This window comes from Mesorhizobium sp. YL-MeA3-2017, from assembly GCF_030814575.1.
GTDB classification, from domain to species: domain Bacteria; phylum Pseudomonadota; class Alphaproteobacteria; order Rhizobiales; family Rhizobiaceae; genus Mesorhizobium; species Mesorhizobium terrae.
Genome location: NZ_JAUSVH010000001.1, coordinates 887509 through 909226, shown reverse-complemented (window position 1 = coordinate 909226; position 21718 = coordinate 887509). Strand labels below are relative to the sequence as shown.

Below are 21718 nucleotides of genomic sequence, written 5' to 3'. Positions count from 1 at the left end.
GAAACCGGCACTATTTCGGGCGGCGCTCTCTTGTCGGAGCCATGCGTGCTTGCACCGGCCGGCTGCCTGGCCTACCGATGATCCCATGTTGACAAGGCCGGACAGCGCGAGCGGTTTTGCCGTCCATTTCGGACGGCTGCTTTGCCTGTTGCTGGCGCTGCTGCTCCTGGAGCGCCCGGCGCCTGCTCGCTTCGACATCGGCGTTGGCGAGGCTCAACTATCGGCGCCCAGTGCCGATCTGAAGGCCGTCATTGCCGGCAAGGCCGATGCGCCGGCCTGGACCGGCGCGCGCGCCTCACGCCCGCATGGGCTGGCCCCGCAATCCTTCGATGCCGTCGTGCCCGACGCGCCGGTGTTGCTGCTGCCGGCACCCTATAGCTCGACCATTGCCGAAATTTCAGCACCGGGTGCCGCGCAAAGTTCGACGCATGCCCGCATCAGGGCGCCGCCGCGGGCCGCCTGAGCGGCCGCCAAGGCCTTTTGTCCTCAACCCTGATCCTTGTTCGCGCTGCCGGTATCGGCAGCGCCTTTTGGGCATTTTCCGATGCAATCCAAGTTGACTGCCTATACGCTCTTCGGCGTGGCTGCCGCCGCGCTGTTCCTGTCCACCAAGCTGCTCATCGTGCTGGGCACCATCCACTGGCTGGTGTCGGCGATCCTCGGCCTCGGGCTAACACCGCAACTGGTGCTCGCCGCCATCATGGCGCCGCCGGCGCTGATCGCGCTGTGGCGGATATTCAGGCTCTGCTACGAAGCCGAGACGCATCCCGCGAACAACTGATCGCGGGTTCGCCGCCCCGCTTCGGCGGGGCAGTTCCTTCATCGCGCGTCAATTGACGAAATAGCGCTGCCACTCGAAATCGGTGATGTGCGAGGCCTGCCAGGCCTCGAAGGCGGCCTGTTCGGCGCGGCGGCTTTCCACGTAATTGTCGCGGAAGGCCTCGCCAAAGGCTTCGGCGCAGAAGTCCGAGTTGGCGAAGGCGTCGATCGAGGCGTTCAGCGTGCGCGGCAGCTTCGGCTTGTCCAGCTTGGCCAGGTCGCCGCTTACCGGCGCTTCCAGCGGCAGGTCTTTTTCAATGCCTTCGCAGCCGGCCGCCAGGATAGCGGCAACCGACAGATACGGGTTGATGTCGGCGCCGGGCGCGCGATGCTCGAAGCGGCATGCCCCGTCATTGGGCGTGGTGATGGCCCGGATCGGCGCGGTGCGGTTCTCAAAGCCCCAGGCGACGTCCTCCGGTGACCAGGCGCCGCGATCGAAGCGGCGGTAGGAATTGACGGTCGGCCGAAACAGCAGGTGTGTTTCCTGCATGCGGTTCAGCACGCCGGCCAGGAATTTCTCGGCGACCGGCGTCAGCCGGTTGGGGCCGGCGGCGAAGGCCGGCTGGCCGTCTTTCCACAGGCTGACATGATGGTGGGCGCCGCAGGCGCTTTCCTTGCCGGGCGGCTGGAAGCGGGTCATGAAGGTGGCGACCAGCCCGCGTTCGGCGCAAAGCTCGCGCAGATGCAGCTTGGCGCGCATGGCGTCGTCCGCCGCCTGCAGCGCCGTCTTCGGCGTCAGCGCATATTCATACATGCCAAAGCCGTATTCGGTGACCAGCGAGGCGATGCCGATGCCGATGCTTTTCATGCGGCGGATCAGCTCGGCGGCGAAATCCTGATATTCGCCGCTGCGCACCAGGTCGTAATTGGTCAGCGAGTGGCCCCATGGCTTCAATTCGCGATAGCGGCCGGCGCGCATCAGGTCGTGGTCGGCGTGGAAGATACCGAATTCGTATTCCAGCGCGAAACGCGGTTCGTAGCCGAGCGCGGCGGCGCGCTGTTCGACGCGGGCCAGAACGCCGCGCGGGTCATAAGGGCAGGGCGCCCCGTCCAGCATGTAGGAAAAGGTGATCGCCGAGGCGTATTCTGGTTTCCAGCCGTGCTGCACCACGGTTGCCGGGTCGATGATGCCCTTGATGTTGGGAAAGCCGTTTTCCTCGTTCGCCGTCGGCGAGGCGAAGGCGACGTCGCCCATGGGCTGGCCGTCGCCATGGGCGACGCAATAAAGGATGGCGTTGATCGCCTCGCCATAGGGCGACAGCTTCAAGGGGGTGATCTTCGAGCGGAACGCGCCCGAGGTGTCGACCGTATGCACCTGGATGAACTCGACGCCGTCCAATGCCAGCTTGCGCTGCAACGCCTCGAGTTTCGGCCCGTAGTCGGCAACCTTGTCCTGAAACTCCACCGTATATCCTCCACCCTGAAAAATGTCGGCGCCGCCTAGCGGGGATTGCGCCTGAAAAGCCTGTAGAGCTGCTCGTCGAGCTCAAGCCGCCCGCTGATGCCGCCGGGGCGGAACGCCATGCAAAGCACGATGACCACACCCAGTGCCACGCCGGACAGGCCGAGCAGCTGCGGCAGCTGGACACCGGCGATGGTGACGCCGGATTCGATGCTGCGGATGAATTCGAGGCCGATCGAAAGCACGATGACGCCGGTCACCGCGCCCGTCACCGTCGCCATGCCGCCCAGGATCAGCATGGCCAGCGTCATGAAGATCTGCTGGAAGTAGAACAGTTTCGGGCTGATCGTGCCGGCGAAATAGGCGAACAGCACGCCGGCAAGCCCGCAGATCAGCGCCGAAAGAACCCATGCGCCGAGGCGCAGGCGCCTGGCATCGACACCGAAGGCGGCGGCCGCCTGCGGGCTCTGGGCGCTGGCCCTCAGCTGCAGGCCCCAGCGGCTGTCCTTGAAAAGGCGGGCGATGACGATGACGACCACCGATGCCACCAGCATCGCCGGCAGGTCGACCACTTTCGGAATGCCGAAAAACGCCTGGTTACCCTTGAACAAGTCGGTCCAGTTCAAAAACACCGAATGCACGATGATCAGTAGCGCCAGGCTGACGATGGTGGCGGCGACGCCGGAAAGCCGGCTGATGATCTTGCCGCTGATTGCCGCAAGAATGCCGACGGCCAGCAAGGCCAGCACGGCGGCAAGCAGCGGGTTGAGTTCGACGAGGGCCAGTCCGAACGGCGCGTTGGGGATCGACAATTTCTTCATCGCCAGCGGCGTCGACAGGATGGCGACGCCATAGGCCCCGATGCCGACAAAGGCGCTGTGGCCGAGATTGGCGATGTTGCTGTTGCCCATGAAGACCTGCAGACCGACGACGACGATCAGGTTGACGAAGGCGGCCAGCGCCAGATGGGTGTAGTAGGCCGGCGCCAGGCCAAGCACGGCAAGACCGATCACCACGACCGGCAGGGCGGTGACGAGACCGCCGGCCAGCGAGCGGCGCAACATGGCGTGGCCGGATTGCGTGGTTTCGCCCGACGGACGCGAAAGCATGGTCTCTGCGCTCTGGGTCACCTCAGATCTCCTTGTCGCCCAGCTCGATGCGCTGGCCGAGCAGGCCTTCCGGCCGGTAGACAAGCAGGGCGACGATGATCACGTAGGTCAGCGCGTCCTTGAAGCCCCCATATTCCTGCGGCAGCGCCACCAGCAGGCCGACCTCGATGAAGCCGAGCAACATGCCGCCGGCGGCAGCACCCGCCAGTGAGCCGAAGCCGCCGATGACACAGGCGACGAAGGCCTTCAGCACCAGGCCAAAGCCGAGATCGGGCGAGACCGAACCGCGGCGCGCCAGGATGAACACGGCGGCGATGCCAGCCAGCGCGCCGGAGATGGCGAAGGCGGTGGCGATCACCCGGTTGGCGCGAATGCCCATCAGCCGCACCGTGGCGAAGTCGCGAGAGGCGGCGCGGATGGCCAGCCCGAGCGTCGAGCGGTTGAGAAAAAGCACCAGCGCCAGGATGGTGAGGCCGGAGACAACGAGTTCCAGCACCTGCAGCGACGACACCGCGAACGGGCCGAAGAACCACATCTGGTTGAGGCCGTTGAGGATCGAGACTGACTGCGGCTTTGGCGAGATCAGAAGCATGAACAGGTTCTGCACCACGATCGAAACGCCGAAAGCGGTGAGCAGGCCGGTTGTGGTCGGGGCGTAGCGCACCGGGCGGAAGGCGATACGTTCGAAGACGATTGCCGCCAGAGCCGCTGAGGCGACGGCGAGCAGCACGGCCACGAATGGCGAGGTCAGGCCAAGTGCGGCCGCCAGGAAGACGCTGTAGGCGGAGACGCCGATGATCTCGCCATGGGCGAAATTGACCAGGCCCATGATGGAGAAGACGACGGCGAGGCCGAGCGCCACCAGCGAATATTCCGCGCCGAAGGCCAGCGCGTTGAGCAATTGCTGCAAGACATAGTCCATGACGCGCCTATCCGCCGAGATAAAGGTTGAGGAGGCCGTGTTCGTCGGCGAGTTTCGCAGGCGGACCGTCATAACGCAGCGAACCGGAACTCACGACATAGACGCGGTCGGCGAAGCGAAGCGCCTGCGTGGCGTTCTGTTCCACCACCAGGAGCGTCAGCCCTTCGTTTTTCAGCTGGCCGATGAAGTCGAAGATCTGGGCGACGATGCGCGGCGCCAGCCCGAGCGACGGTTCGTCGAGCAAGAGCAGCTTCGGCCGCGACATCAGCGAGCGCGAGATGGCGAGCATCTGCTGTTCGCCGCCGGACAAGGTGCCGGCGGCCTGCGCGTAACGTTCGGCAAGAACGGGAAAGAGCGAGAGGAAACGCTCGGTGTCCTGGCGCACGCCTTTGGGGTCGCGCCGTGTCGCGGCGCCGAGCCGCAGGTTTTCGCCCACCGTCAGATTGGCGAAGATGTGCCTGCCTTCCGGCGTCGAGGTGAGGCCGGCGCGGATGCGGTCCTCGGTGCGCGCGCGTGTTATGTCCTTGCCGTCGAACACCATCCGGCCTGCCGTGGCGGCGACCAGCCCGGTCAGCGCATTGATGGTCGAGCTCTTGCCGGCGCCGTTCGGGCCGAGCAGGGCGACGAGTTCGCCCCGCCCGATGGTCAACGAAAGCTCGCGCACGGCCGCGACCGCGCCGTACCGGACGGAGAGGTTCTCGACCGTCAGCACGGCGTGGTCCAGGCTTGTGGTGCGGCGCGGCTCTGCATGGCGATGGCTGTCCGTTACTTCAGGGCCGGAACGTAGGTTGGCGGCGTATCGGTAATCAGCACGCGCTTGCCATTGGCGAAGCCCATGACCGGCACCGCTTTGACCGGATAACCCTTCTTTTCGGCGAACGAGATGGTCGGCGCGGTGGTGCCGGCATAACCGCCGGGCGCGCGAATCGCCTCGCGCAGCGCCGCCGGCTCGGTCGTGCCCGCCTTCTTCGCGGCCTCGTAGCTCACCTGCACCATGTCGGCGCCGAGCGCGTCGAAGATGCCGTTGACCTTGTAGCCGTCGGCCTTGCACTGGGCGAGGAAGTGATCGATCGGGCCGTCGATGCCGGTGGCGCCATGGGTAGTGAACATCACCTTGTCGAGCGCCGCGGCATTGCCCACCGTGCCTTCCAGCGACTTGTCGTCGAAGGCATCGCAACCGGTCACCCAGCCATCATAGCCATTGGCGCGCAGTTGCCGGATCAGGATGCCGACATCCGGCAGCACGGCGCAGATGTGGATGGCGTCCGGCTTCTGCGGCAGCGCCTTGATCGAGGCGATCTGCGGTGACCAGTCGGTGGTGCCCCAGGAATAATTGAGCTTGGACACGACCTTGCCGCCGCTGTGTTCGAACACCTCGCCGAACCATTCCGGCAGTTTTTCGGAATAGGAACCGGCATCGGGTGAAACCAGCAGCGCCACGGTCCGCGCGCCCTTGCCATAGAGGGCATTGGCGGTCGCGGCGGCGTTGATCGGGTCCGGCACCGCGCCGGCGATGAAGTTGTCGAGCCCGGCTTGCTGCATCTCCAGCTGCGTGTTGGGTGCGGAGAAGACGGTCGCGCCATAGGGCGCCGCGATCTGGGCTGTCGGGATCAGCGCGTCGGGGAAGGGAACGCCGGTGATCACCTGCGCGCCGGCATCGAGGAATTTCTGGCCGAGCGAGACCGAGAGCTGCGGATCGGAACGGTTGTCCTCGATCATCAGCTCGATCTTGGGATCGCCGGGGCTTGCCGCCTTGTTCAATTTGTCGGCCATGCAGCGCGCGCCTTCGGCCTCGCTGTAAGGTGCGTAGGTGCCGGTCATGGCGACCGCCAGCCCGATCTTCAGCTCGGCAGCGCCCGCATGTGCCGCCTGGAACAGGCCCGCTGTCAGAACGGCGGCTCCCAAAGTCAATTTGTCCATTTCCGAACCCTCCCTTGTTCTTGTTATCCTGGATGTCTGGATCGTCACGACGGCTGCGATTGCCCGACATAGACCTCGATGACACGCGGATCGCGCCAGACCTCGACGGTGTCGCCAGATGCGATGACCTGGCCCTGGTCCATGACGCAGAGCCGGTCGCAGAGCCGGTTGATGAAGCGCAGGTCGTGGTCGATGACGATGATGGCGCAGCCGAAATCGCGGCGAATGGCTTCGATCGCCTCGGCCAGCGTTTCCGACTCGCTCTCGTTGAGGCCGGCGGCCGGCTCGTCGAGAAGCAAAAGCGAAGGTCCAAGCGCCAGCGCGCGTGCAATCTCCAGGCGGCGCTGGTTGCCGTAGGAGAGCGTGCCGGCGGGGGCGTCGGCCGCACTGCCGAGCTCATACTGTTCAAGCAACGCATCGATATCGATGCGACCGGCGGCGTCAGGGCGCACGTCACGGCAGGTGATGTGCGCAACCTCGACGTTCTGGCGGACAGTCAGTTCCTTGAACAGGCGGATGTTCTGGAAGGTGCGGGCGATGCCGGCGCGGGCGCAATGTTCGGGACCGCGCCCGGTCAGCTCCTGGTCCGCCAGCCGGATGCTGCCCGCGTCGGGCTTGAGCACGCCTGAAATGGCATTGACGAGCGTGGATTTGCCGGCGCCGTTGGGGCCGATTAGGCCGAGGATTTCGCCGGAAGCGCAGGACAGCGAAGCCTGGCGCAACGCCTGTACTCCGCCAAATGTCTTGCTGACTGCCTCCACCGACAACATCGGTTTCGCCTCCCATTCCGGCCGTGGGCTGTTTGCTCCCTTCGGCAGGTGATCAGGATGCTAGACTCGCAACTTTTCCATAACAAGCATTTTTTTCCATTTTAGAAAAAGTATTTGTGCCGGTTCAGGAAAATCGGTGACGACGGCTCGTGCCGGCAAGGCCGCCGGCGCATCGGTTAGCCGGCCGAGGCGAGTGGAACGCTGTCGCGGGGAACCGTGTTCGACATCAGCATGATCGCCGGCTCGTCGCCGACCGAAACATAGGCGTGTTGCATCTCGCCATCGAACAGGATGCTGTCGCCCGGCTGCAGTACGACCGGGTCGTAGTGAATGGTGTGCAACTCCAGGCTGCCGCTCAGCACATGGATGAATTCTTCGCCCGAATGGCTACGCCAACCGCCATTTTCCTCGAACGATTTCGCCAGCAGCGTGACACGCCAGAAGATATTGGTTTTGTCGCGAAAGTCGCTGCACAACACCTCGAACACCATGGCGTTGCCCTCGTGCAGCACGCCACTGCCGGCACGGGTGATCGAGCGCCTGGCCTGCATGCCGGGTTTCGGGCTGAACAGGAACGATGCCACCGGTACGTGCAGCACGCCAGCGATGGTGAGCGCGACATCGACGGTCAGCCGCGCCTTGCCGTTTTCCAGCTTGGACAATTGCGAGACCGAGAGGCCGGAGCGCTCGCTGAGTTCGCGCAGCGTGATGTTGTGCTGCTTGCGCGCGTCCCGGATCTTGGATCCCACATTGCCCTGCATGGTCCGCGCCCTTGGCTGTCGTGTTTCCATTTCGACAAGCTGTAGCGAGGCCGCTTCCGGGCGTCCAGCGCTTAGACGGCTATCGCGGGGTCCGGCCATAGCGTTTTCGCAATCTCGCAAAGACTGTCGCCGAGCACGCCCACCACCTGTTCGAGACGGTCGGGCCTGACGAGCAGGTCGTTGCGCACTTCGAGATAAAGGCAAGGCCGCTGCTGTTGCAGGCCGTGCCGGTTCAACGTGTAGCCGATCGCCTGGCGCCAATCGTAGGGTTCGTTGTCGCCCATCGTGAGGCCGGCGGCCTTGCTCTTCTCGCGAACCGTTTCCAGCATGGCCGAGACGAAGGGCGACGGCTCGCGCCACAGAATACCGATATCGACATCCCTCCGAACGCCGCCCATCACCGGCGTGAAGGAATGGATCGAGACGAGGGCCCTGCGGTCGACGGCGCCGTCGGCGATCGCCTGTTCCAGCGGCTCCCAGCCGACCTGCCGGCGTAGGTCACGATCTTCCTCGCTTACATCGAGGTTGCCCGGAACCGGGATGCCGCCGAGGTCTGGGCGCATGTGATCCCATTCGTCGACGGGTCGATTGTAGTCGAGGAAAAGCCGTGAATAGCGCGCGATCACCGCCGGCGCCACGAGGCGCTGCGATAGTCGCCGGGTCAATGCGTCGATGCCGATATCGACCGCGAAATGGGTTTCGAGAAAGGGCGCGGTGAGACCAAGGTCGCGCCACGGCGCCGGTACCTTGTTGCCGGCATGCTCGGCGATCAGCAAATAAGGGCTCGCCGCCTGCGGCAGCAGGCAGTCGACGGCTGCTGCCGCCAGCGCTGCTGCCTCGTGTCTTTCCAGGCGCATATCAGGCGATGACGGAGCGGACATGATAGGACTTCGCTGCCGTCGACTCGATAAGGCCAGCGCCGCCATTGGTGCGGCCCATGCCGGAGTTCTTGATACCGCCCCAGGGCAGATAGAGATCGGCGTGGTCGCAGCGGTTGAGGTAGACCGTGCCTGCCTCGACCTGGTCTAGCAGCGCCGTGCCGTGGTCGATGTCCTGCGTCCAGATCGAGGCGCTGAGGCCGTATTCGCTGTCGTTCATCAGGGCGATGGCCTGTTCGTCGCCATCCACGGCCTGCACGCAGGCGATCGGACCGAACAGTTCGTCGCGCATGATCTGCATGTGATGGTCGACGCCGACGAGCACTTCCGGCGCGACATAGGCGGCGCCGAGCAAGGCGGCCTTTTGCGCACCGGTTTCCGGCATCAGGCGCCGCGCGCCGGCGCGAACGGCCTGTTCGGCCATGCCGCGGATGGTCTCGGCAGCGGTCGCGCGCACCACCGGTCCCACCATCGGCTTGTCCTCGATCGGGTGGCCGATCGTCCATTTCGCAGTCTCCGCCACCAGCGCGTCGACAAAGCGGTCGTGGACGGCGCGGTCGACATAGATGCGCTCGACCGAACAGCAGGACTGGCCCGCATTGGAGTAGGTGCCTTCGGCGATCTGCGCCACCGTGGCCTCAAGATCGGCATCGGCGCGCACATAGGTCGGGTCCTTGCCGCCGAGTTCGAGATGCACCTGGGTGAACGTCCCGGCGGCGGCGGCGTGCACGCGCCTTCCGCCATTGACCGAGCCGATGAAATTGACCGCGTTGAAGGCGCCGGAAGCGATCAGCCGTTCGGCGTCGGCATGGTCTAGATGCAGGCTCTGGAACACGCCGTCGGGCCCGCCGGCGGCGCGGAAAGCTTCTTCAGCCACTTCGGCGATCAGCGGGGTCTGCGGCGAATGCTTGAAGATCACTACATTGCCGGCGGCGAGCGGCGCCGTCACCAGATAGCCGAGCATCGCCGTCGGATAGTTCCAGGCGCAGATCGAAAGATGAAGCCCGCCGGGGGCCGGGCGCACATAGCGGCGGATGGTGTCGTCGGAAGGGTAGGGTCGCTCGGCCAGCGTCTCGCCGGCGATGTCGGCCAGAAGTTGGCCGACCAGTGCCAGACGCGGCGTTTCGTCGGCCTGCCAGAGCGGGCGGCCGATCTGCCAGGCCACCATTTTGGCAAGCTCGGCGGAACGCGCCTTCATCTCCTCGCCGAACCTGAGCAGGATCGCCAGCCGCTCCGCCAGCGGCGTCCGTTGCCAGGGTTTTAGTGCCGCGCGCGCCTTGGCGAGCGTCGCCTCGATGGCGGCGCCGTCGGCATAGCTGCGCCGAGCATAGATGGAGCCGTCGACGGGAGATGTAACGGAAAAAGCCCGGATGTCGGTGCGCAGGTTCATGGTCTTGATATCCGCCGGATGGGAGGGTTCATGTCCGGTACGATATCGCTATTTTCCATTTTGGCAAATTTTTTCTATTCCGGCTTGATGGATTCAACACGCGCTCCTATTGTCCGCTTAACGGCGCACGGCCGACAGCAGAGGAGGGGGTATTAATGATCGAGTTCGATTTCACCGGTAGGCATGCGGTCGTTGCCGGTGCCGGCGGCGGCATGGGCGAGGCGATCGCGCTGGCGCTGCTTGAATCCGGTGCTGCGGTCACCGCCATCGACGTCAAGGAGCGCCCGGCGTCGCTGTCGGGCCATGGCGATCGATTGACCTATGCGCAGGGCAACCTCACAGACGAGGCCTTTGTCCGCGACGCGATCGGTTCGGCCGGAAAGGCGCGTGGCGGCGTCGACTATCTCGCCAATGTCGCCGGCGTGTTGTGGTTCGGCCGCGACAGGTCGGTGCTGGACATGGACCTCGACGTATGGGACCAGGTCTTCGACATCAACCTCAAATCCTTTGCCCACACCGCGCGGGCGGCAGTGCCGCTGATGCGCTCGACAGGCCGCGGCGGCGCGATGGTGCATTTCTCGACCATCCAGTGGTATCGCGGCGACCCGGCTCCCCAGGATGCCTACCAGGCCTCGAAGGCCGGCGTCTGCGCGCTGTCGAAGTCGCTGGCCATGCAACTGGCGGCCGAGCGCATCCGCTCCAACGCCATCTGCCCCGGCATGGCGCTGACGCCGCTGCAGGCGCGCTGGGACACCGAGGAAAAACGCCAGGCCGTCGCCAACTACGCGCCGCTCGGCCGCATCGGCACGCCGCAGGACATGGCCAGCGCGGCGCTGTTTCTGTTGTCGGACGCTGCAAGCTACATCACCGGTATCGAACTCGCCGTCGACGGCGGTTTGCTGATGCGGATGTGAGGGGTAAGAAGGCTAGGTAACCGCCGAAGACCCAGGCCCAGCCATGTCGCGAGCCGGTCCGACCAAATAGCGCGAACGATATCGGCCGGACTTTGCAGTCCGGCCGTTCGCATTACCACTTCACCCTGAACCCAAGCGAGCCCTTGATCGTGTTGCTGTCGCCGAAATGGGCGAGGCTGGTCGCGACGGAACCTTCGCCATAGATCGAATATTTGTCGTCGTTCCAGTTGTAAGAGCCGCCGAGGCCGATTTCGCCCCACAATCTGTCGGAGCGGTTCGAAAAATCGACGCTGGCGACGTCGACGCGGGTGCCCTGCAGGAATTCATAATGCAGATTGGTGAGGCCGTAGACATGGCTGCGGGTGAGTGTGCCGTTCTCCGCGGTCCATGAGTTTTCGCGATCGAGCGAAAGGCCCAGCCGGCCGCGCAGGCTGTCTCCGTCCTGAAGCGACACGCCGGCCCCGAACGGGTCGACGAAGCTGTCGAAGTTGACACGCGAATAGATCAGCTGTGCCTGCGGGGTCAGCGTCAGGCCTTCGCCGACCTGGAAGCGTTTTCCGGTCTCCAGCGACAAGGCGTAACCAAAACCGTCATTGCCGGAAGTCAGCGACCGGGCGGCGGTGAACGAAGCGAGATCGCTGTTGTACCAGGTCACTTGCGCCTGGCCGTCGACATAGAACCCGTCATTGCCGTACCAGGTCAACGTGCCGCCAAAGCCGTAGCCGTCGGTGGAGATGCTGCCATCGCCGCTGGGGGCGGTGACGTCGGTCTTGCCGTGGACATAATGCAGCGTGATGCCGCCGAGCAGTCGGCCCGCCTCGTTTTCCGCCACAAGCAAATCCAGACCGGCCTGCAGGCGGAAGATGTTCTGGTCGTAGCTGGCATTGCTGGTCGAGACCGCCGGATCGATGCTCGCATGCGAGCCTTCGCTGCGTCCCCAGAAGGCACGGTTCTCGGTATAGGTCGGATTGACGCCGTCCGGCGCCGGGTTCTGTGCCGGCGCGTCCGCGCCCTGCGCCACGACATTGGCGCCGGCATCGCTCCAGTAGCGGTTGCCGACGCGCTGCTGGAGGGTCGGCAGGCCGTTCATGGCCAGCAGATGTTGCGGATAGACCTCGTAGACCGGAACGCCCGGATTGTACTGGGGTTCAGGCTCAGGATCCGGACCCGGCGGGATGGGTGGGAAGGGTGGCGTCGGCTTCAGCTGCGAACGCAGATACCAGTCGCCGTCCGCCGGCGTCGACGACCCGCCCTGGAACAGGCGATAGGCATAGGCGCCGGCAACGATCGACGGGCTGCCATTGAAGGTGAAATCCCCGACCAGCGAGAACTTGCCGCTCGAAGCGCCGTCGATCTGAACAAGCTTGATGCCTTGCGCCGTCGGCGCGCCGAGACCACCCGCATTGATCACCTTCAACAGGCTGGAGCCGGTGCTGTCGCCATTGATCACCAGTTTGTCGGTTGGCGAATTGTCGCCGCCAAGCTGGGTGGCAAGCTGGACCGTGCCGCCATTGCCGAGATAGTTCCCGGCGACGGTGAGCGTCGTCCCGGTCTTGGTGCCGCCGAGATCGACCGTACCGGCATTGGCGAGCGAGGCCAGTGTCTGGTCGAGATCCTGCAACGCCAGGGTGCCGCCGGAAAGAACGGAGAAGGCGGAGGCCGCGCTGAAGATGTTGGCGGCGCCCGGGGCCAGCGTGCCGGCGGCGACCGTGGTCGGCCCGGTATAGGTGGAGACACCGGTCAGCGTCGTCACGCCGGAGCCGATCTGGCTTACGCCGCCCGATCCGGAAATGCCGTTGCCGAAGGAGAACGCGTCGGAGCGGTTGAAGGCGAGCGTGCCGTTGTTGGTGACATTGCCGGTGATGGAGCCGGAAGTGCCGCCATTGCCGAGCTGCAGCGTGCCGGCCGAAATCGTCGTGCCGCCGGCATAGGTGTTGGTTCCGGTGAGCACCGTGGTGCCGGTGCCGTTCTGCTGCGCCGCTCCAGTGCCGGAGATGACGCCGGCATAGGTAAACGTATCCGAACGGTTGAAGGCGAGCGTGGCGTTGTTGGTGACATTGCCGACGATCGAGCCGGAAGTGCCGCCATTGCCGAGCTGCAGCGTGCCGGCCGAGACCGTCGTGCCGCCGCTATAGGTGTTGGCGCCGGTCAGCGTCAGCGTGCCGGTTCCCGTCTTGGTGAGCGCACCGGCACCGGTGATGCCCTGGCCGACGGTTGACTGGAAGGCCTGCGTGTCGATGGTGCCGCCGGGCGCATTGAGAGTGATGGCACGTGGGGCTCCGATGTCGAAGCTGGCGCCGAGGCGCAGTGTGCCGCCAGTGAAGGTGAGCCCACCCGTCGTCGCGCCAAGATTGCCGTCGTTCGACACCTGCAGCACACCGCCATTGATGGCAGTGCCGCCGCTGTAGGTGTTGGCACCGTTGAGGATAAGCGTGCCGAGATCGGTCTTGACGAGCTGGGTTGCGCCATCGAGCACGGAATCGATTGTGGCGGTGTAACCAGCGCCGGCTGCGGTGCCGTCGCCAACCCTGATGGTGGAGGACGGTGAGCCAACAAGCGTCAACACACCGCCCTGGATGACATAGCCGCCGCTGGCGAACTGCATGCCGGTGGCGCGTACCGCGCCATTGCCGTTGTCGACCGCCACGGTACCTGGCGTTGCCATGAAAACGGCGAAACCGCTGTCCTGCCACGGAGCGTTGAGCGCGCCGCTCTGTTCCGTCCAATTGTCCTGTACACCCGCATTCTGCCAGGTGCCGTTGCCGCCATTGACCGCGCCGTTGTTCTTGGGGCCGGCATCGCCATCCCAGAAGGTCAGTTGGAGGCCGGCGGTGTTGACAAGGTTGACCTGTTGAGCAACCGAAGTCTGCACGAAGAAGGTGTTCGGCGGCGTGCCGGGCGGCAGGCTGGCGATGTCCAGCCCATGGTTGGTCAGCGCACCGTTATAGCTGATGACGCGATAGATGCCGGGATCGAAGGAGCCGCCGGGCGTCAGGTCGACGTTCAGCTTGCCGTCGAGCGTCAAATTGCCGCCGACCGTGGTGAGGTCGTTGAGCGGGCCGCCAACGACATTGGCCTGGCCAAAATTGTAATTGAGGTTGGAGGCCTGGTTGAGGTTGAGCGAACCCTTGATGTTCAAGGTGCCGGGGGTGGTACCGACATTGCCAGGCGCGAGCGTGCCGCCATCGAGCACTGTCACGTCGCCGCCGATGATGCCGGTACCGCCGATGGTGGCGCCCGTGTTGACTGTCGTTGCGCCCGTGGCGGCGGTCTGGTCGCCATTGACGATCAGCGTGCCGGCCGCCACCGTTGTTGTTCCGGTATAGCTGTTGGTTCCGGTGAGCGTGGTGACGCCCGAGCCGATCTGCTGGATCGCGCCCGCGCCCGAAATCACACCGCCGAAGGTGAAGGCGCTGGAGCGGTTGAAGGCGAGCGTGCCATTGTTGGTGACATCGCCGATAATGGAACCGGAGGTGCCGCCATTGCCGAGCTGCAGCGTGCCGGCCGAAATCGTCGTGCCGCCACTGTAGTTGCTGTCGCTGAGGAGCACGGTGGTGCCGGTGCCGTTCTGCTGGACGGCGCCGGTGCCGGAGATGACGCCGGGGAACGTCATCGTATCCGAGCGGTTGAAGGCGAGGGTGCCGTTGTTGGTGACATCGCCGAAAATGAAGCCGGAGGTGCCGCCATTGCCGATCTGCAGTGTGCCGGCCGAGATCGTCGTGCCGCCGCTGTAATTGTTGGCGTTGGTCAGCGTCAGCGTGCCGGCTCCCGTCTTGGTGAGCGAGCCGGCGCCGGCGATCGCCTGGCTGACCGTTGACTGGAAGGTCTGCGTGTCGATGGTGCCGCCCGGCGCATTCAGCGTAATGGCGCGACCGGTGTTGGGGTCGAAGCTGGCGCCGAGGCGCAGCGTGCCGCCATTGAAAGTCAGTCCGCCGCTGGCCGCGCCGAGATTGCCGTCGTTCGACACCTGCAGCACGCCGCCATTGATGGCGGTGCCGCCTGTATAGGTGTTGGCGCCGTTGAGCACCAACGTGCCGAGATCGGTCTTGACCAGCTGGGTCGTCCCGGCGAGCACGGAATTGATGGTGGCCGTATAGCCTGCGCCGGCTGCAGTGCCGTCACCGACCCTGATGGTCGAGGATGGCGAGCCGACCAGGGTCAGCACGCCGCCCTGGATGACATAGCCGTCGCTGGCGAACTGCATGCCGGCGGCGCGCACAGCGCCATTGCCGTTGTCGACCGCCACCGTGCCGGGCGTTGCCATGAAGACGGCGAAGGCGCTGTCGTTCCAGGGGGCGTTGACCGTGCCCGGCTGATCCGTCCAGTTGTCCAGGCCGCCGGCATTCTGCCAGGTGCCGTTGCCGCCATTGACCGCGCCGTTGTTCTTCGGGCCGAGGGTGCCGTCCCAGAAATTGAGCTGCAGCCCCGCCGTATTGACGAGGTTGACCTGTTTGGCCACCGAGGTCTGCACGAAGAAGGTGTTCGGCGGCGTGCCCGGCGGCAGGCTGGCGATGTCCAGCGTGTTGTTGGTCAGCGCGCCGGTGTAGTTGATGATGCGATAGATGCCGGGATCGAAGGAGCCGCCGGGCGTCAGGTTGACGTTCAGCTTGCCGTCGAGCGTCAGGTCGCCGCCAACCGTGGTGAGATCGTTGAAGGGACCGCCGACGACATCGGCCTGGCCGAAATTGTAATTGAGGTTCGAGGTCTGGTTCAGTCCGAGCGAACCCTTGATCGTCAATGCCCCGGGCACCGTTCCGACATTGCCGGGTGCCAGCGTGGCACCGTTCGCCACAGTCACGCTGCCGCCAATGATGCCGGTGCCGCCGATGGTGGCGCCTGCATTGACCGTCGTCGCGCCCGTGGCGGCGGTCTGGTCGCCGTTGACGATCAGCGTGCCGGCGGCGACGGTGGTTATTCCAGCGTAGCTGTTGGTGCCGGTAAGCGTGGTGATGCCCGAACCGATCTGCTGGACCGTACCGCTGCCGGAAATGGTGTTGCCGAAGGTGAACGCATCGGACCGGTTGAAGGTCAGCGTGCCGTTGTTGGTGACATTGCCGGCGATGGAACCGGAAGCACCGCCATTGCCGAGCTGCAACGTGCCGGCCGAGATCGTCGTGCCGCCGCTGTAAGTGTTGGCGCCGGTCAGCGTCAGCGTGCCACTTCCCGCCTTGGTGAGCGCGCCGGCACCGGTGATCGGCTGGCTGACCGTCGACTGGAAGCCCTGCGTGTCAATGGTGCCGCCAGGCGCATTGAGGGTAATCGCCCGGCCGTTGTTCAGGTCGAAACTGCTGTTGAGCTGCAGCGTGCCGCCATTGAAGGTGACACCGCCGGACACAGCACCCAGATTGCCGTCGTTGGAAACCCGGACCACGCCGTCATTGATGACGGTACCGCCGGCATAGCTGTTGGCCCCGTTGAGGACAAGCGTGCCGGAACCGGCCTTGGTGAGGGAGCCGGAGCCGGTGATGCCCTGGTTCACGGTCGACTGGAAACCCTGCGTGTCGATGGTGCCGCCGGCCGAATTCAGCGTGACGGCACGGTTGTTCGCGAGATCGAAGCTGCTGTTCAGCTGCAGCGTGCCACCATTGAAGGTGAGCCCGCCGGAGGCGGCGCCCAGCGCATTGTCGGCGGCAGCCGCCACCGTCCCCTGGTTGATCGAAAGGCCGCCCAGAAAGGTGTTGCCGGCGGGTGCCGCGGGCGTCAGCGTCAAAACGCCGGCGCCCAGCTTCACCACTGAGCCCGCGCCGGTGATCTGGCCGGTATAGGTGCCGTTGTCGGTCTGGGTGAAACGTACCAGCCCGTCATTCTGGACATTGTTGACGTTGGCGGAGGCCGGCGTCTTTGTCGGCAGGCTTTGCGCCCGCGCCTCGAGGATGCCGGTCGGATTGACGACCAGGTTGCCGGTATAGCCGGCATTGTTTCCGGTCAGCGCCAACACGCCGTTCTTGACCGTTACGATGGTGAAGCCGCTCAGGCTGCCGGAGACCGTCCACTGGCCAAGCCCGTCCTTGGTCAGTGTGCTGAAATTGACGATGCTGCCGGGCAGCGTGTCGTTCGATCCCGCAGCACCCTGCAGGGTGAGATTGTTGACGCCGCCACCGCCATTGATGCCGCCGGACGCGGTCGACCCGGCCTCGAAGATGAGGTCGTCATTGCCGCCGCTGAAGGAGAGGTTGCCGAGGATCTTGGCGCCGGTGCGGTTGTAAAAGGTGATGCCGGAATTGCCGCTGCTGCCCATCACGGCACCGCCGCCGACCCTCTGGATCGTGCCGTAGTTGTCGACGACGTTCTTGGCGCCCGTGAAGCTGTCCTCGAACCAGATCGCAGCGCTGTTGGTGGCCTGGATCAGCCCGTAGTTGAGAATGGTGTTGCCGAAGCCGGTCGGGTTGATCGCTTCCGAATTGGTCGAGGTGCCGGAGGCGATGATGGAGCCGCCTGCGTTGATGGTGAGTGTGCTGTTGCTCCTGAACTCGACCGTGTTGTTGCCGGTGCCCGCCGTGCCGCCGCCATTGGGGGTGTTGGCGGTGTTGCTGACCGTCCCGTTGACGGTAATGTTGGCGTTGTCGCCGAGGCTGATGGCGTTGTTGTTGGTGGTGTTGACGGTCGCGCCGCTGTTGACCGTAATAGTGCGGTTGCTGTCGCTCTGACCGGTTCCGACGCGCGTCGTGTAGGGATTGGGGCTGGTCGTGTCGCAAGTGGTGACGCCGCCGGTGGTCGTGCAGTTCGCCAAGGCTTCAGTCGGGACGAGCAAAACGCCCGAAGACAGTCCCGCAATACCGCTCAAGAATGTTGTCGACCAGATGACCCGGTGCCGAACGCGCCTCATGGATGTTCCTTCAACCTGTGGTGAGTCCCTGCCAAGGAACTATTAGCCACGAGGTGAAAGGCAAGCAATGTTTAAATGTAGAAAAAGTATAGGTTATTTAAGTTTAGAAAACTCTATATTAGTGATAAATAACATTTTTATGTACTAATATTGATACTTAATATCGTTCGTCGCCGACATCTTCAGATTCAACCTTTTGGTGTATTTTGGCTGGCGAAGTTTGACATGCTGTCCGCAGATGCTCCGGACAACCCTCTATCGACCTTTATCTAAATCGACGCGTTTGCTTGCACCTCCCTTGCGGGTGGCGGCGACAGGAAAATGGCCCGCGGCTCTAGAGAGCTGCGGGCCGTAAATCATGTAGCGAACTTAGAAATCGCGCTCGAAGCGGAGGAAGCCGCCGACTGAACCCTTGCCGTTGGCGATGTAGCCAATCTTGCTGGTGTAGACGAGTTCAGGCGTCACATAGAAACCGGGTACCACCTCGCGCGAGACATTCGCCACGGCGACGAATTCCTTGCCGGCGTCATAGGCCAACTGCATGTTGAGGCTGGTCTTTTCATTGACCTTGGCCGTACCGCCGCCCCAAACCGCCCATGAGCCTTCCCAGTTGCCGTAGTAGTTCGGTACGTTCTTGTCGGACTTGTAGCCGGCCATCGCCCACAGCGTGACCATGTCGGTGACCTTGACGTCGACGCGCGCCTTGCCCGCCCACACCTCGTTGACGCTGTCATAGGCAGCGACGGCCATCGCGCGGCCCCAGCCTTGCGTGAGCGACACGCCGCCGACGACATGCGGCACGTAGTTGTCGATCGTGTAGCCGCCGGCACCCTGTTCGAGGGCGACGGTCGCGGCAAAGCCGTTGCCGCCCGTGTAGGTGTATGAGATCTGGTTGGTGCGGAACGGACCGTAGCCGAGCAGCCAGTCATTGATGACGTTGCCGGCATAGTCGGTCAATGTGGTGAAGACGGAATCGGTCATGCCCACCCGGAACCCGCCGAGCTGCATGTAGACGTGGTTGATGTAGAGGTTGTCGGCGACCGGCGAGCCGAACGTATTGTAGTTCCAGATCGAACCATTGGTGTCGCGGTCGAAATTGATCTGGGCATAGGCCCGGAGTTCGCCGAGTTCCGTCTGGCTGCGCGCGTCCGTCTTCAAGGCGAACCGAGCGCGCTTGTAGTAGGTGTCGCCGAGACCGTCGCCGTCGACATCCGAACCCAGATTTTTGCCGACGCCGATGTCGTAGCGAACATAACCGCTAAGGCGCAGACAGGTTTCCGTGCCGGGGATGTAGAAGAACCCGACGCCGTAAACGTCGCAGGTCTTCACAAACTCCGCCGGCTCGGGTTCGGCAATGACCGTCGGGTCGGCCGCATAGGCGCTGCCGATGCTTGCCGTCGACGCGGCAAGCGCGGCCAACATTAGAGATTTTCTCATTTCCCACCTTTTCAATTCGAGTTTGCCGGACCGGTTCTCGGTGCGGTCGAATTGATCTGCGGGCAGGGGATTTTCCGGCGGCGAACACGAAGTTTACATATCTGCAAGACTGGGCTTGGGTTTTGCCGTGGCGATGCAGGTGTTGCCGGCTCGCCACATAATTTGCCGGCTTCCGACGGTTCGTTTTCGCAGACGGGTTTGCGGGACGAAGAGGTTGATCACCTGTCGCCTGTCACGTTTGCGGATTTGTATATTCCATCTCAAACAGGCTCAAAGCCACGGTCGTAGATAGGGGCGTCTCAATGACGATGCATTGCCAAATGCGTGCCTAACTATCCGCCCGTGTGCCTGACCTCCACGGGCGGATTTTTTCGCCCGATCCTAGGATGCTTTCGAAAAAGCGATCGAGACCACGAGGCCCGGTCTGTTGTCCGTCAGTGTTATGACCGCGCCATGCATGTCCGAGATCGCCTTGACGAGGCTAAGCCCAAGCCCGGTGCCTTCGGTCGTCCGGCTTTTCTCCAGGCGATAGAAGCGCTTGAAGACCTTGTCTCGCTCTTCCTCTGGAATTCCCGGGCCGTTGTCGCTGACGATGAGGATGAGGGCGTCCGCTTCGGCGGCAAGACCGATGACGATCCGCGCGCCTTGCGGCGTGTGGCGCATCGCGTTGACGAGAAGATTGACACACATCTGCTTGAGCAGGTCGATATCGCCCCACACCCATGAGGGGACGTCGTGATGGTCGTCGCTCAGGTCGAGCAGCCGGCCGGCGTCGACGGCGATATCGCGATAGATGTCGTGGATATCGCTGACAAGCTCGGCAAGATTGACCTGGGCAAATCGCGACCGGCGCGCACCGGATTCGATCTGGGATATGCGCAGCAATCCTTCGAAAGTGCCGGTGATGCGGGTGACTTCCTCCATCGCCTTTTCAAGAAGCGGTCTCGTGGCCGAGTGATCGCCGCATTCGAGCGCGGTTTCCAGCGTCAGAAACAGCCTGCCTATCGGGGTCTTGAGGTCATGGGCGATGTCGGTGGTGACCTGCGTCATGGCGGCGACACTGGCCTGCAGTTGCCCGAGCGCGTCGTTCACCTCCATCGCCAACATATCGATGTCATCGCGGCGCGAGGAAACCGGCAGGCGTCTGGAGAGCTCGCCGGCGCCAACGGCTTTCATTGCCTGGGACAGCCGGCCGATTCGTCGGCGCGTGCGAAATGCCAGCACGGCACCGCCGCCAAGACCGGCAGCCAGGACGATGGCCGTCGCCCAGCCGAAGCTGACCAGCGCGATCCGGCGCAACCGGTTGGTGTCGTCGTAGCTTATGCCAACCGTCAAATCGTAGTTGCCAAGGGCCTTTCGGTAGAGCCGGTAGTTGGCGAGGGGCCGATTGTGGCTTGTCGGAGCGCGCGTGGAAAAGCCGGGCGGCACATCGGCCATATCGATGTTGCCGGCCAGAACGACATTGTCGGCGTCCTTCAGCGTATAAAGCGTTTCCTGGCCGCGGATGGCCGGACCATGGCTCTGCACCATGGCGACCGCACCGTCGATGCCGCTTGTGTCGTAAGCCGAGGCTATTTCCCTGAAGCGCTCCGTGACATTGGCGTCGAGGCGCTCGTAGAGATAGGTGGCGACCATGTTGTAGCCCACCACATTGGCGCCGAGGAAAGAGAGCAGGAACAACAAGGTGTAGAAGGCGGCGAGCCGGAGCGACGTGCTCCGCGCAATGCTAGCGCTGGCCATGGATGCTGTAGCCGGTGTTGCGGGTGTTGTGCAGCAGCGGCGGGTTGAATGGCTTGTCGATCTTGGCGCGCAGCCGGCTGATATGCGTCTCCACGACCGTGCTCTGCGGATCGAAATTGAAGTTCCAGATGCGCTCCAGCAGCATCGTCTTGGTCAGGATGCGGCCTTCATTGCGCATGAGGAGTTCGAGCAGGGCGAACTCGCGCGGTAAAAGTTCGATTATCGTGCCGCCCCGGTGCGCCAGCCGGCTGTACAGGTCGAGTTCCAGATCGGCGACGCGCAACTTCGCCTTTTCGGCGGCGATAGGCGGGCGACGGTTCAGCGCATTGATGCGTGCCAGGAGTTCGGAGAACGCGAAGGGTTTGACGAGATAGTCGTCTGCTCCCGCTTCGAGACCTTCGACGCGATCGTTGACCCCGCCCATCGAGGTCAGGAAAATGACCGGCACCTTGCCACCGGCGCCGCGCAAGCCTCGAACCAGCGACAACCCGTCGAGCCCCGGCAGCATGCGATCAACGATCGCCACATCGTATGGCTCCCGCAATCCCACCAGCAATGCATCGCGTCCGTCCTTCAGCACGTCAGTGACGTGACCGGAGGATTTCAATCCGTTTTCAATATACTGGCTGATCTGCTCATCATCTTCGACTAGGAGAATTCTCATTGCAAAGGCTCTCATCTGGCCTGGTTTACCCGGGCGTGGATGACCTCGAAATTCGGTGGGCTGCCGGCGGAGCCAGAACAGCCCTGTCTCAATGAAACCTTGGACCGGCGGGTGTTCCCGCTCGACGCCGTCTACGGTGGCGCTGCCGTGCCGGCGTTGGCGCCGG

General features: G+C 63.9%; 16 protein-coding genes. 3 read left to right on the top strand and 13 right to left on the bottom strand.

The annotated features are described in order from the left end of the window. The first annotated feature begins 85 nt into the window (after positions 1 to 85). Positions 86 to 463: a hypothetical protein gene (locus QFZ88_RS04215; RefSeq protein WP_024924593.1), complete on the top strand. Its 378-nt coding sequence runs from the start codon at positions 86 to 88 to the stop codon at positions 461 to 463. Positions 464 to 544: 81 nt separating this feature from the next. After that, positions 545 to 781: a hypothetical protein gene (locus QFZ88_RS04210; protein WP_024924594.1), complete on the top strand. Its 237-nt coding sequence runs from the start codon at positions 545 to 547 to the stop codon at positions 779 to 781. A gap of 48 nt (positions 782 to 829) precedes the next feature. Here the strand turns inward: QFZ88_RS04210 and QFZ88_RS04205 are convergent, their stop codons facing one another. The 9 genes from QFZ88_RS04205 to QFZ88_RS04165 all read right to left on the bottom strand — a co-directional run bounded on the left by QFZ88_RS04205 (position 830) and on the right by QFZ88_RS04165 (position 9971). Beyond that, entirely contained in the window at positions 830 to 2224 is a 1395-nt protein-coding gene (locus tag QFZ88_RS04205; RefSeq protein ID WP_024924595.1) for a glutamine synthetase family protein, read from the bottom strand. 35 nt (positions 2225 to 2259) lie between these two features. After that, positions 2260 to 3351 (bottom strand): branched-chain amino acid ABC transporter permease, encoded by a 1092-nt coding sequence (locus QFZ88_RS04200; protein WP_244431117.1) that lies wholly within the window; start codon positions 3349 to 3351, stop codon positions 2260 to 2262. Between the two features lies 1 nt (position 3352). After that, positions 3353 to 4252, bottom strand: coding sequence for a branched-chain amino acid ABC transporter permease (locus tag QFZ88_RS04195; RefSeq protein WP_024924597.1), 900 nt, complete (start codon positions 4250 to 4252; stop codon positions 3353 to 3355). Between the two features lie 7 nt (positions 4253 to 4259). Further along, on the bottom strand, positions 4260 to 4964 hold the full coding sequence (locus QFZ88_RS04190) for an ABC transporter ATP-binding protein (RefSeq protein WP_024924598.1): 705 nt from the start codon (positions 4962 to 4964) through the stop codon (positions 4260 to 4262). 53 nt (positions 4965 to 5017) lie between these two features. Beyond that, on the bottom strand, positions 5018 to 6172 hold the full coding sequence (locus QFZ88_RS04185; protein WP_024924599.1) for an ABC transporter substrate-binding protein: 1155 nt from the start codon (positions 6170 to 6172) through the stop codon (positions 5018 to 5020). Between the two features lie 44 nt (positions 6173 to 6216). Then, positions 6217 to 6942, bottom strand: a complete 726-nt coding sequence (locus tag QFZ88_RS04180) for an ABC transporter ATP-binding protein (protein WP_024924600.1) — start codon at positions 6940 to 6942, stop codon at positions 6217 to 6219. A 176-nt stretch (positions 6943 to 7118) separates the two neighbouring features. Beyond that, a complete protein-coding gene (locus QFZ88_RS04175; RefSeq protein ID WP_244431116.1) occupies positions 7119 to 7691 on the bottom strand; it encodes a helix-turn-helix domain-containing protein in 573 nt (190 codons plus the stop codon). Positions 7692 to 7774: 83 nt separating this feature from the next. After that, a complete protein-coding gene (locus QFZ88_RS04170; protein WP_161773042.1) occupies positions 7775 to 8584 on the bottom strand; it encodes an N-formylglutamate amidohydrolase in 810 nt (269 codons plus the stop codon). Further along, entirely contained in the window at positions 8562 to 9971 is a 1410-nt protein-coding gene (locus QFZ88_RS04165; protein WP_024924603.1) for an aldehyde dehydrogenase family protein, read from the bottom strand. The genes QFZ88_RS04170 and QFZ88_RS04165 overlap by 23 nt, the downstream gene beginning before the upstream one ends. 155 nt (positions 9972 to 10126) lie before the next feature. Here QFZ88_RS04165 and QFZ88_RS04160 point away from each other — a divergent pair, with 155 nt between their 5' ends. Beyond that, positions 10127 to 10885 carry an SDR family NAD(P)-dependent oxidoreductase gene (locus QFZ88_RS04160; RefSeq protein WP_024924604.1) on the top strand — a complete coding sequence of 253 codons (759 nt, stop codon included), beginning with the start codon at positions 10127 to 10129 and terminating at the stop codon, positions 10883 to 10885. Between the two features lie 112 nt (positions 10886 to 10997). On the opposite strand, the gene QFZ88_RS04155 is transcribed toward QFZ88_RS04160, so the two are convergent. The 4 genes from QFZ88_RS04155 to QFZ88_RS04140 all read right to left on the bottom strand — a co-directional run bounded on the left by QFZ88_RS04155 (position 10998) and on the right by QFZ88_RS04140 (position 21552). Further along, positions 10998 to 17669 carry an autotransporter outer membrane beta-barrel domain-containing protein gene (locus QFZ88_RS04155; RefSeq protein ID WP_244434273.1) on the bottom strand — a complete coding sequence of 2224 codons (6672 nt, stop codon included), beginning with the start codon at positions 17667 to 17669 and terminating at the stop codon, positions 10998 to 11000. Between the two features lie 411 nt (positions 17670 to 18080). Next, the gene (locus tag QFZ88_RS04150) at positions 18081 to 19148 is read right to left on the bottom strand and encodes a porin (RefSeq protein WP_024924606.1); all 1068 of its coding nucleotides are present in this window, start codon (positions 19146 to 19148) and stop codon (positions 18081 to 18083) included. Between the two features lie 381 nt (positions 19149 to 19529). Next, positions 19530 to 20888, bottom strand: coding sequence for a sensor histidine kinase (locus QFZ88_RS04145; RefSeq protein ID WP_024924607.1), 1359 nt, complete (start codon positions 20886 to 20888; stop codon positions 19530 to 19532). Then, positions 20875 to 21552: a response regulator transcription factor gene (locus tag QFZ88_RS04140; protein WP_024924608.1), complete on the bottom strand. Its 678-nt coding sequence runs from the start codon at positions 21550 to 21552 to the stop codon at positions 20875 to 20877. Before QFZ88_RS04140 ends, QFZ88_RS04145 begins: the two co-directional genes overlap by 14 nt. Positions 21553 to 21718: the final 166 nt, after the last annotated feature.

Excerpts from the sequence above, each read along its gene's own strand:
- QFZ88_RS04215 (WP_024924593.1), top strand. The coding sequence starts at position 86 with ATGTTGACAAGGCCGGACAGCGCGAGCGGTTTTGCCGTCCATTTCGGA.
- QFZ88_RS04210 (WP_024924594.1), top strand. The coding sequence starts at position 545 with ATGCAATCCAAGTTGACTGCCTATACGCTCTTCGGCGTGGCTGCCGCC.
- QFZ88_RS04195 (WP_024924597.1), bottom strand. The coding sequence starts at position 4,252 with ATGGACTATGTCTTGCAGCAATTGCTCAACGCGCTGGCCTTCGGCGCG.
- QFZ88_RS04185 (WP_024924599.1), bottom strand. The coding sequence starts at position 6,172 with ATGGACAAATTGACTTTGGGAGCCGCCGTTCTGACAGCGGGCCTGTTC.
- QFZ88_RS04180 (WP_024924600.1), bottom strand. The coding sequence starts at position 6,942 with ATGTTGTCGGTGGAGGCAGTCAGCAAGACATTTGGCGGAGTACAGGCG.
- QFZ88_RS04170 (WP_161773042.1), bottom strand. The coding sequence starts at position 8,584 with ATGTCCGCTCCGTCATCGCCTGATATGCGCCTGGAAAGACACGAGGCA.
- QFZ88_RS04165 (WP_024924603.1), bottom strand. The coding sequence starts at position 9,971 with ATGAACCTGCGCACCGACATCCGGGCTTTTTCCGTTACATCTCCCGTC.
- QFZ88_RS04160 (WP_024924604.1), top strand. The coding sequence starts at position 10,127 with ATGATCGAGTTCGATTTCACCGGTAGGCATGCGGTCGTTGCCGGTGCC.
- QFZ88_RS04150 (WP_024924606.1), bottom strand. The coding sequence starts at position 19,148 with ATGAGAAAATCTCTAATGTTGGCCGCGCTTGCCGCGTCGACGGCAAGC.
- QFZ88_RS04145 (WP_024924607.1), bottom strand. The coding sequence starts at position 20,888 with ATGGCCAGCGCTAGCATTGCGCGGAGCACGTCGCTCCGGCTCGCCGCC.
- QFZ88_RS04140 (WP_024924608.1), bottom strand. The coding sequence starts at position 21,552 with ATGAGAATTCTCCTAGTCGAAGATGATGAGCAGATCAGCCAGTATATT.